Annotated in this window: 8 protein-coding genes; 2 read left to right on the top strand and 6 right to left on the bottom strand. The window is 70.4% G+C overall.

Features of this window, described 5'->3' with window-relative positions:
* Positions 1–319, top strand: a 319-nt coding sequence (locus tag PKE44_RS09585) for a hypothetical protein (protein ID WP_324550474.1), incomplete at its 5' end; no start/stop codon positions are given.
* Between the two features lie 69 nt (positions 320–388).
* Here the strand turns inward: PKE44_RS09585 and PKE44_RS09580 are convergent.
* Complete coding sequence (locus PKE44_RS09580) at positions 389–835, bottom strand: DUF29 domain-containing protein (protein ID WP_324550471.1); 447 nt, start codon at positions 833–835, stop codon at positions 389–391.
* A 148-nt stretch (positions 836–983) separates the two neighbouring features.
* Entirely contained in the window at positions 984–4,436 is a 3,453-nt protein-coding gene (locus PKE44_RS09575; protein WP_324550469.1) for a pyruvate carboxylase, read from the bottom strand.
* Between the two features lie 185 nt (positions 4,437–4,621).
* Between PKE44_RS09575 and PKE44_RS09570 the strand changes: the two genes are divergently transcribed.
* Entirely contained in the window at positions 4,622–5,164 is a 543-nt protein-coding gene (locus PKE44_RS09570) for a gamma carbonic anhydrase family protein (protein ID WP_324550468.1), read from the top strand.
* A gap of 106 nt (positions 5,165–5,270) precedes the next feature.
* Here PKE44_RS09570 and PKE44_RS09565 read toward each other — a convergent pair whose 3' ends face one another.
* From PKE44_RS09565 to PKE44_RS09550, 4 genes are all read right to left on the bottom strand, one after another.
* A complete protein-coding gene (locus tag PKE44_RS09565) occupies positions 5,271–5,699 on the bottom strand; it encodes a response regulator (RefSeq protein ID WP_324550466.1) in 429 nt (142 codons plus the stop codon).
* Positions 5,696–8,752 carry a PAS domain S-box protein gene (locus PKE44_RS09560; protein WP_324550464.1) on the bottom strand — a complete coding sequence of 1,019 codons (3,057 nt, stop codon included), beginning with the start codon at positions 8,750–8,752 and terminating at the stop codon, positions 5,696–5,698. Before PKE44_RS09560 ends, PKE44_RS09565 begins: the two co-directional genes overlap by 4 nt.
* Positions 8,749–9,636, bottom strand: a complete 888-nt coding sequence (gene ehuB / locus PKE44_RS09555; RefSeq protein ID WP_324550463.1) for an ectoine/hydroxyectoine ABC transporter substrate-binding protein EhuB — start codon at positions 9,634–9,636, stop codon at positions 8,749–8,751. Before ehuB ends, PKE44_RS09560 begins: the two co-directional genes overlap by 4 nt.
* Before the next feature lie 8 nt (positions 9,637–9,644).
* The coding region (locus PKE44_RS09550) for a response regulator (RefSeq protein ID WP_324550462.1) at positions 9,645–10,511 on the bottom strand (867 nt) is incomplete at its 5' end.

The raw sequence follows: 10,511 nt of genomic DNA, 5'->3' as shown, positions 1-10,511 counted from the left end.
TACACGGCAGCCAATCCTGATTTTCGGAAAATTCTTCCGGACTCACCACATGGGCACGCCGAAAAAAACACGCACCTGCTTCGGAGCAAGCGCCAACCCTTTGCAGAATGCATCCGGAACATCGGCGCCGCTTGAAGCAACAACCATTCTGGATGGTTCTCTTACTTCAAGCCCTGCGGCATCCGCCGGCAAGGACATGGCCAGACTGATTAAAAATACCAGCACCGCCAGAAAACCGGAAATCATCCCCATACTGCGGTACTCGCCCCGGATGGTTATCGGTATGAAACCACGGATACCGGAACACGGTGGCGAGTGACAGGAATACTTCAACTCCCTGATCAGCCGGCCCCATGGCAAATCAGATTCAGGGAACACCCGTCACCCTTCACACCGGCCAGAAGTCCGCCGCCAGCACCTGCTCCATCCCGAACGGACACTGCTGCGGCCAGGGCGCCTTGAAGAAGCCGGTTTCCTCCAGCGCATCCTCGGCACCGTATTCATACGCATCCGCCAGCAATTCCGGCAGTTTCGGCCGCAGACTCGGATTGTCGCGCAGAATCAGCGCCACCTGCCGCCGCTGCTCACGGATCGTCGATCGCCAGCTCGAACCCCGACGTTCCGGCTGATATTGCCATTTCAGCAAATGACAAAGCAGCACCGCCAGTCGATTGACCAGTTCGCGCCGTTCACGGTTGCCCATGCTTTCGATTTCCTCGGCCAGCGCCTCACGATCCAGCGTATCGAAACGGCCGGCCCGCAAGGCGGCGGCCTGTTCCCGGGTCCAGCCGTAGAAATCTGCGTCATGTCCGCTCATGTCACACCCGATGGCCATTTGCCGAATCGTGACTGGCGCCCGTCGGCGGGGAGGAATGTGATCAGCATAGACTTTCGGATCGCCAGAACAAAAGCCGCCCCGGGTCCGGACCCGGAGCGGCTTTGTTCATCTGCACCGGGCCTCCCTGCCCGTTCAGCCATCCGGCTCAGCCCATCACCACCATCAGATCCTTCGCATCCACCACCGTCCCGACGGCGACGTGGACTTCCTTGACGACGCCGGGGCGTTCGGCGCGGATCACCGATTCCATCTTCATCGCCTCGATCGACACCAGCGCATCGCCGCGCTCGACCTTCAGGCCCGGGCGCACCGCGACGCTGATGACCATGCCCGGCATCGGCGCGGCGACGTGATGCGGATTGCCGTCCTCGGCCTTCGGATGGGCGCGGGACATCGCCTCCAAGCCCTTCTGCTGCACCTTGACGCTGCGGCCCTGGCCGTTCAGCTCCAGGAACACCTTGCGGAAGCCTTCGTCGTCCGGCTCGCTGACCGCGAGCAGGCGCACCAGCAGCGTCTTGCCCTTTTCGAGCTCGATCGTCGTTTCCGCGCCGATCTCCAGGCCGTAGAAGAACACCGGCGTGCGCAGCAGCGCGGTGTCGCCGAACTGGCTGCGCGCCTTCGCGTAGTCGGTGTAGACCTTCGGGTACATCAGGTACGAGGCCAGCTCGTAGTCGCCGATCTCGCGGCCGGTCTTCGTGGCGGCTTCCTTGCGGATCGCTTCGAGGTCGGCCGGCGGCAGGTCGGCGCCGGGGCGCACGGTCAGCGCCTCCTTGCCGTTGAGCACCTTGCGCATCAGCGTTTCCGGCCAGCCGCCCGGCGGCTGACCGAGGTCGCCGTGGAAGAGCTGCACGACCGACTCGGGGAAGGCGATCTCGCGCGCCGGGTCCTGCACGTCGGCAGCACTCAGGCCCTGCGTGACCATCATCAGCGCCATGTCGCCGACGACCTTCGAGGTCGGCGTCACCTTGACGATGTCACCGAACAGCTCGTTGACCTGCGCGTAGGCCTCGGCAACCTCGTCCCAGCGGTGATCGATGCCGAGCGAACGCGCCTGCTCGCGCAGGTTGGTGTACTGGCCGCCCGGCATCGCGTGGCGGTAGACATCGGCCGTGCCGGAGCGGATGTCGCTCTCGAAGCCGGTGTAGAAGCGGCGCACGCCTTCCCAGTAGTGCGAGATCGCGCGCATCGCGGAGCGGTCGACGCCCGGATCGCGCTCGGTGTCGGCGAGCGCGACGGCGATCGAGCCGAGATTCGGCTGCGAGGTCAGGCCGCTCATCGCGTCCATCGCGCCATCGACGGCATCGCAGCCGGCCTCGACCGCCGCGAGCACGCTGGCGGCGCTGATGCCGGAGGTGTCATGGGTGTGGAAGTGGATCGGCAGGCCGGTTTCCTCGCGCAGCGTCGTGACGAGCTTGCGGATCGCCGCCGGGCGGGCGACGCCGGCCATGTCCTTGACCGCGAGGATGTGTGCGCCGGCCTTCTCCAGCTCCTTCGCCATCGTCACGTAGTACTTGAGGTCGTACTTGTTCGGACCGGCCGCGAGCATGTCGCCGGTGTAGCAGAGCGTCGCCTCGCAGAGCTTGCCGGATTCGAGCACGGCATCCATCGCCACACGCATGTTCTCGACCCAGTTCAGGCTGTCGAACACGCGGAACACGTCCATGCCGCACTCGGCCGCCTGCTTCACGAAGAAGCGCACGACGTTGTCCGGATAGCTGGTGTAGCCGACGGCGTTGGCGCCGCGCAGCAGCATCTGGAACAGGAGGTTCGGCACGCGCTCGCGCAGGCCGGCGAGGCGCTCCCACGGGTCTTCCTTCAGGAAGCGCATCGCCACGTCGAAGGTCGCGCCGCCCCAGCATTCGAGCGAGAACAGCTCCGGCAGCAGCGCGGCGTAGTACGGCGCGATCGTCAGCATGTCGTCGGTGCGCATGCGCGTCGCGAGCAGCGACTGGTGCGCATCGCGCATCGTCGTGTCGGTCAGCAGCACGCGCGTTTCGGCGCGCATCCACTTCGAGAACGCCTCGGGGCCGATTTCCAGCAGCCTGTCGCGCGTGCCGGGCTTCGGGGCACCGGGGTGCGCGCTCGGCAGCAGCGCCGGCTGGCGGCTCTCGGCCGGGGCACGGCCGTCGACCTCGGGGTTGCCGTTGACGGTGGTCTCGGCGATGAAACGCAGCAGGCGCGTGGCGCGGTCGCGCCGCTTCGGGAAGTGGAAGAGCTCCGGCGTCTCGTCGATGAAGCGCGTGATGTAGCTGCCGTCCCGGAACTGCGCGTGATTGATGACGTTGACGAGGAAGGCGAGGTTCGTCGACAGCCCGCGCACGCGGAACTCGCGCAGCGCCCGGTCCATGCGCCGGATGGCGTCGTCGGAATCCTGCGACCAGGCCGTGACCTTCACGAGCAGCGAGTCGTAATACGGCGTGATCACGGCGCCCGAGTACGCGGTGCCGGCGTCGAGGCGGATGCCGAAGCCGGCGGCGCTGCGGTAGGCCTGGATGCGGCCGTAGTCGGGCGTGAAGCCGTTCTCCGGGTCCTCGGTGGTCACGCGGCACTGCAGCGCATGACCGTGCAGGCGGATGTCGGCCTGCGCCGGCACGCCGCTCGCCGGCGTGCCGATCGCCGCACCCTCGCAGACGCGGATCTGCGCCTTGATCAGGTCGACGCCGGTCACCTGCTCGGTGACGGTGTGCTCGACCTGGATGCGCGGGTTGACCTCGATGAAGTAGAACCTGCCGGTGTCGGCATCCATCAGGAATTCGACGGTGCCGGCGGCCGTGTAGCCGACCTGGCGCGCGAGGCGCAGCGCCGATTCGCAGAGTTCGCTGCGCGTGGCCTCGTCGAGATACGGCGCCGGGGCGCGCTCGACCACCTTCTGGTTGCGCCGCTGCACCGTGCAGTCGCGCTCGAACAGGTGGACGATGTTGCCGTGCCGGTCGCCGAGGATCTGCACCTCGACGTGGCGCGCGCGGCGCACGAGCTTTTCGAGATAGACCTCGTCATTGCCGAAGGCCGCGGCGGCCTCGCGCCGGGCGACCTCGATCTGCGGACCGAGATCGGCCTCGGTCTCGATCACGCGCATGCCGCGACCGCCGCCGCCCCAGCTCGCCTTGAGCATGAACGGGAAGCCGATGGCGGCAGCCATCTTCTTCACTTCGTCGAGATCGCGCGGCAGCGGGCCGGTGGCCGGCATCACCGGCACGCCGGCGGCGACCGCGGCGTTGCGCGCGGCGACCTTGTTGCCGAGCGTGCGCATGACCTCGGGCGAGGGACCGATGAACAGGATGCCGTTCTGCGCGCAGGCTTCGGCGAAGTCGGGGTTCTCGGACAGGAAGCCGTAGCCGGGATGGATGGCGTCGGCACCGGCCTCTTTGGCGACGCGCAGGATGTCGTCGATGTCGAGATAGGCCTGGATGGGTTTTCGGCCCTGACCGACGCGGTAACTCTCGTCGGCCTTGAAGCGGTGCAGCGCGAAACGGTCTTCCTCCGAATAGATCGCGACGGTGGCGATGCCGAGCTCGGCGGCGGCACGCATCGCACGGATGGCGATCTCGCTGCGGTTGGCCACCAGCAGCTTGCGGACTTTGCGAGGACTGCGCTCCATCCTGTCTACCTCTACGACAATCACATGAATAGGCAGTGTTAATGGTTGAAATTCAGACCATTGTCTATCCACATTAGCGGAATTCCACACATACGACAATGCGCATTGTGCGATTTTCCGCACATGCACTTTCATAGTGCAAAATAATGTTCGTATTCCGACTGCCTGCCCCGGAGAATTGCCCGATGCCGATCCGCAGTTTCGAAAATCTCGTCCCGCATATCGCCGCCAGCGCCTGGATCGACGACAGCGCCGTCGTCATCGGCGACGTGCAGATCGGCGCCGAAGCCTCGATCTGGCCGATGTGCGTGGTGCGCGGCGACATCCAGTCGATCCGCATCGGCGCGCGCAGCAACGTGCAGGACGGGACCGTCATCCACGTCACGCACGATTCGCGTTTCTGTCCCGGAGGGCGCGCCACGACCGTGGGCGAGGACGTGACCATCGGCCATCAGGCGCTGCTGCACGCCTGCACGATTGGTGATCGCTGCCTGATCGGCATGGGGGCGATCGTCATGGACGGCGCCGGGATCGGCGCCGGCGCGATGCTCGGCGCCGGCTGCGTGGTGCCGCCGGGCAAGCAGCTCGCAGGCGGCTTCCTGTACGTCGGCAGCCCGGCGCGGCAGCAGCGCCCGCTCAGCGAGCGCGAGATCGAGTTCCTCGGCTATTCGGCCGAAAACTACGTGAAGCTCGCGGCCCGGCACCGGGCCGGCAGCCGGAGCGTGTGAGAGCCTGCGGAAAAACCCTTGCAAGGCATTGAGCGGACGGTCGCCTTTTCCCCGTGCGCCGCACGCGGCGATGCGCCCGGATGCCGCTGCGCGCTGCGGCGCCCCTTCAGGCCGGGCCGACGTTGGTCATCAGCCAGAACACGCCGATGCGCGCGACCGCCTCGGCGAACTCGGCGAAGTCGAGGGGCTTGCGCACGAAGGCGTTGGCGCCATGGGCGTAGCTGGTGAGGCGGTCACGCTCCTCGTCCGAGGAGGTCAGGACCACGATCGGCTGCAGGCGCGTGCGCGCATCGGCGCGCAGGCGTTCGAGCACGTCGAGGCCGCTGACGCGCGGCAGGCTCAGGTCGAGCAGCACGACGGCCGGCAGGCCGGTGTCGGGGTAGCCGGCGAACTCGCCTTCGCGCCACAGCCAGTCGAGCGCCTGCTGGCCGTCGCGCACCACATCGACGGGATTGGCGAGCGCGGCCTTGCGCAGGGCGCGGCGGATCAGCAGCTCGTCCTGCGGGTTGTCTTCGACGATCAGCAAGGTCTTCATGATTCGGGCTCTTCGGAGGCCACCTGCGGACCGGGCAGCGTGATGCAGAAACGGGCGCCGAGACCGGGCGCGGCGCTTGCGGCGATCGTGCCGCCGTGGCGGTGCACGATGCGCTGCGCGGTTGCAAGGCCGATGCCGAGGCCGGGAAACTCGTCCTGGCGATGCAGGCGCTGGAACGGCAGGAACAGCTTGCCGGCGTGGCGCGGGTCGAAGCCGGCGCCGTTGTCGCTGACGCACACGCACAGGAAGCCGGCAGCGGCCTCTGCCGCCTGCACGCGGATGACGGGATCGGCGGTGCGGGCGGTGTACTTCCAGGCGTTGCCGGCGAGGTTCGCGAACACCGCATCGAGCATGCCGGCATCGCCCCAGACGTGCAGGTCCGGCTCGACCTGCCAGTGCACGCGCCGCTGCGGTTCGTCCGCTTCGAGTTCCTCGCGCACGCGCGCCATGATCGCGGTCACATCGACGCGCTCGCGGCGCAGCTCGCCGCGCGTGCTGCGCGACAGCGCCAGCAGGCCGTCGATCAGCTCGCCCATGCGCCGGCTGCCCGCGATGATCTGGTCGAGATACGCGCGGCCGTCGGCATCGAGCTGCCCGGCGCAGTCCTCCAGCAGCGCCGTGCTGAAGCCCGACATCGCGCGCAGCGGCGCGCGCAGGTCGTGCGAGACGGCGTAGGCGAAGGCGTCGAGTTCGCGGTTGGCGGCGGTCAGCTCGGCGGTGCGCTCGGCGACGCGCTGCTCCAGCGAGGCGTTCAGCTCGTGAATCTCGGCCTCGGCGCGCTCGCGCTCGCTGATGTCGCGCGCGAGCGCGAGCAGCCGGCGCTCGCCGCCGATCTCGACGGCGCCGACGCTGAGCTCGACCGGAAAATCACTGCCGTCACCGCGGCGGTGGCGGCTGCGCAGCGTCAGGGACTCGCCGGGCGTGAGCGTGTGCCAGAACGCCAGACCCGCGGCCGGCAAGGCCGGATCGACATCGGCGACGTTCATCGTCAGCAGCGTCGCACGCGGCAGGCCGAGGGTCTCGCAGGCACGGTGGTTCACGTCGCACAGGCGCCCGTCGGCATCGTGCACGTAGATGGCATCGGCGGCCTGATCGAGCAGCGCCCGGAAGCGCGCCTCGCTCGCGCGCAGCGCCTCGGCGGTCTCGCGCGCGGCCTGCACGTCGGTGTTGGTGCCGAACCAGCGCACGATGCGGCCCTGCGCATCGCGCAGCGGCAGCGCGCGCGTGTCGAACCAGCGCCAGGCGCCGTCGGCGGCGCGGCGGATGCGGAATTCGACGCTGAAATCGTGGCCGCCGGCGACCGCCGCCGTCCACGCCGCCACCAGCCGCTCGCGGTCATCCGGGTAGACGTGTTCGAGCCAGCCGCTGCCGAGCTGCGCGGCCTCGGGCTGGCCGGTGTATTCGACCCAGCGCCGGCTCAGGAAGTCGCACCAGCCATCCGGGCGGCAGGTCCAGACCAGCTGCGGCAGCGAATCGGCGAGTTCGCGCAGCCGCCGCTCGCTCTCGGCGAGCGCCACGGCGGCGCTGCGCGCTTCCTCGGCACGCATGATGCCGGTCACGTCGGTGTGCGCCCCGAGCATGCGCAGCGCCCGGCCGGCGGCGTCGCGGATGGCAATGCCGCGACAGCGCACCCAGACCGTCGAGCCGTCGGCGTGGCGGTAGCGGACAATCTGGTCGTAGGGGTGCCGGGCATCGGCGCAGTGCCTGCGGAAGTTGTCGATCGCGAGCGCGAGGTCCTCGGGAAAGATCAGGTCCTGCCACTCGGCGGCCAGATGCTGCTTCGTCGCCGGATCGTATCCGAGCACGCGCCAGAAGCGCGCGTTCATCCACTCATGTTCGGGCCGTTCGAGGTCCCAGTACCAGAGGCCATCGAGCGAGCCGGCCTGCAGGAAGTCGAAGATCGCCGGGTTGCTCTGCACCTGCGCGTACAGCTCGCGGCGCAGGTAGTGCGCATCGGCCCCGGCATCGGCATCAACTGCGACCGGCAGCGGCTCGAAGCTGCCGGTGCGCGCCAGCGCCGCGCTCAGCGCCGCGCGCCGCGCGCCGATGTCGCGGGCCACGCCGATCAGCGCCGGGCGGCCGGCGAAGGGCGCGACCACCGCATGCAGCTCGACCCAGACCTCGCCGTCCCCGCCCCCGCTCTCCGCGTCTGCGGGCGTGCGCCGCAGCAGCCGCAGTTCGCAGCGCCCGGGCAGGGCCGGCAGCCCTTCCTCGGCGCCGTGCTCGCGCGGGTGCCACAGCGCCAGGAACTCCGGCGCGATCACCTGCGCAGGGTCGCGCCCGACGAAGTCCTCGACCTGTGCATAGCCGAGCAGCGTGAGCAGCGCCGGATTCGCCCACACGAAGCACCCGCCCTGCACGACGAACACGCCATCGCCGAGCGCGGCGAGCAGCGCCTGCTGGCCGGCCTCGCTGGCGAGCAGGCGCAGGCGGCTGGCGCGGTCCTTGCGGATCGCCGCCAGCAGCAGCAGCGCACCGCCGCCGACGAACAGCAGCCACAGCCCGACGACGAGCGCGAGCAGCCGGCGTTCGCGGGCGACATCGCCGGCGAGCGTCGCCGACAGCCGTTCGGTCAGCCGGTCGGCACTGCGTTCGGCCTCGGACCACAGGCGGTGCAGGCGCAGCGCCGTGCCCGGCGCGCCGAGTCCGTCGGCATCGAGCGCGGCCAGCCCGAAGGCATCGAGCGCACGGATGAACTCCGCGAACTCCGCGGCCAGCTCGCCCGCGGGCGGCTGCGATGCGGCCAGCGTCGTCAGTCCGCTCTGGCCGGCCAGAGCGGCGCGGGCCGCCTGCTGCGCGCGCACCAGCGGCGCCAGCACGACGTTGCGATCGAGCCCCGGCTCGCGGGCCGACAGCCGCGCCAGCCCCAGCCGCGCTTCGGTCAGCGCCTGACGGGCGCGGCCCAGGCTGTCGGTGCTGGCGATGTACTGCGTGTAGGTGCGCGTCGAGGCGCTGCCGACGCCCCACAGCAGGCCGCCCGAGACCAGCACCAGCAGCGCCGCGAGCAGCACCGCACGCTCGCCCCAGCCGAGGCCTTGCAGCCGTCCGCTCACGGCCGGCGCTCCGGCGCCGGCTGCAGCGCCGGCGGCAGTTCGGCCGGCGTGAAACCGAACGGCCGCACCAGCGCCGCATGCGCGGGCGTGCCGAGGAAGGCGCTCAGCTGCGCATCGAAGCGGCGGCGCAGTTCCCGGTCCTCCTGCCGGAAGCCGAAGGCGCCGCAGCCCTCGGGCGGCGCCGCGGTGACGGCTTCGGCGGCGCGCCTCAGCCGCGGATCGCGATCGGCCAGCCACTGCACGCTCGGCGCCGACAGCGCCAGCGCCTCGGCCTCGCCATCGGCCACCGCCTGCGCGGCACTCGCGGGATCGGGAAAGGCGAGGATGCGCCCGGCCGGCACGCCGGCGGCGAGTGCGGCCTCACCCTCGACCGCGCCGGCGAGCACCGCGAGCCGCGCGCCGGGGGACTGCACCAGATCGGCATAGCCGCGCAGGCGCTGTGCATCGGCGTGACGCACCAGCAGCGCGGCGTGCGTGCAGTAGCTCGGGTGGCTGAAGGCGATCTGCCGTTCGCGCGCCGGGGTCACGTACATGCCGGCGGCGATGACATCGAAGCGCCCCGTGCGCAGCTGCGGGATCAGCGAGCCGAACTGCACCTCGACCCATTCGATGTGCTGGATGCCGAGCTGCGCGAACACCGCGCGCGCGAGTTCGGGCGCCTCGCCGGTGACGCGGCCGTCGGGCGTACGCCACGCATACGGGGCTTCGGCCGTGTGGCCGATGCGCACGCTGCCGCTGCGCCGGATGCGCGTCCAGGCGTCCTCCTCGCCGGGCAGCAGCGCCAGCATCGCGAGCCCGGCCGCGCCCAGGATCAGCAGCGCGGCCACGATCAGCACCGGCCGGCGCAGGCCGCCGGCCGGCGCGGAAGACCCGGGCGTGTCCAAGGAGGGCTCTACAGCGTCCGTCGCCGCGCCCGCAGCGCGTCGAGCAGTTCGGCCAGCGCCCCTTCGAGCGCCTCGCACAGCGCCCAGGCCCCGGCATCGCCGCGCCGCGCCAGGGTCTCGACCCGGGTCGCGAGCGCGCGCAGTGCCCCGGCGTGCAGCGTGCCGCTCATGCCCTTGAGGCTGTGCGCGACGAAACCGAGCGCGCCGAGATCCTGCGCGGCCTGCGCCTCGGCGATGCGCGCCGGCACGCCGGCGTTGCTGGCGAGCACGGTGTCGATGAGCCGGCGCAGGAAGTCGGGGCGCCCCGGAAAGTCGGCCTCGATCGCCGCCCAGTCGAGCGGGGCCGGTCCGGCAGCGGCCCTGACCTCGGTCACGGCCCGCTCCGGCGCCGCGGCCGGCGGGACGGCGGGCACCCCCGGCGGCCTGCGGCAGTAGCGCAGCACGGCGTCGACCAGCGCATCGGCGCTGACCGGGCGCGTCAGCTGTTCCTTCATGCCCGCGACCAGGCAGCGCTCGCGCTCGTCCGGCAGCGCATGCGCACTGAGGGCGAGCACCGGCAGATCGGGAGCGAGCGCGGCGATGCGCCGGGCGGTCTCGTAGCCGTCCATCTCCGGCATCTGCAGGTCGGTCAGCACCAGATCGAACTGCGCCGGGCCGAGGGCCGTGAGGCTGGCCAGCGCCCGCAGCCCGTTCACGGCCAGCGTCAGCCGCGCACCCTCGCGCTCGAGCATGGCTTCGAGCAGCAGGCGGTTGGTTTCGTTGTCCTCGATCACGAGCAGGTGCAGGCCGGCCAGCCGCGGCTGGCGGGAGACGCCGGGCAGCGGCGTGGACGGCCCCGGCACGGCGCTGGCAAGCGCGGCGAGCACCTGGCGCGG

Origin of the sequence: Plasticicumulans sp., assembly GCF_035331805.1 — a bacterium.
Taxonomy (GTDB): domain Bacteria; phylum Pseudomonadota; class Gammaproteobacteria; order Competibacterales; family Competibacteraceae; genus Plasticicumulans.
Note: the sequence above shows the minus strand (reverse complement) of the source record. Positions and strands in the feature narration are given on the sequence as shown.

Excerpts from the sequence above, each read along its gene's own strand:
- PKE44_RS09570 (WP_324550468.1), top strand. The coding sequence starts at position 4,622 with ATGCCGATCCGCAGTTTCGAAAATCTCGTCCCGCATATCGCCGCCAGC.
- PKE44_RS09565 (WP_324550466.1), bottom strand. The coding sequence starts at position 5,699 with ATGAAGACCTTGCTGATCGTCGAAGACAACCCGCAGGACGAGCTGCTG.
- PKE44_RS09580 (WP_324550471.1), bottom strand. The coding sequence starts at position 835 with ATGGCCATCGGGTGTGACATGAGCGGACATGACGCAGATTTCTACGGC.
- PKE44_RS09575 (WP_324550469.1), bottom strand. The coding sequence starts at position 4,436 with ATGGAGCGCAGTCCTCGCAAAGTCCGCAAGCTGCTGGTGGCCAACCGC.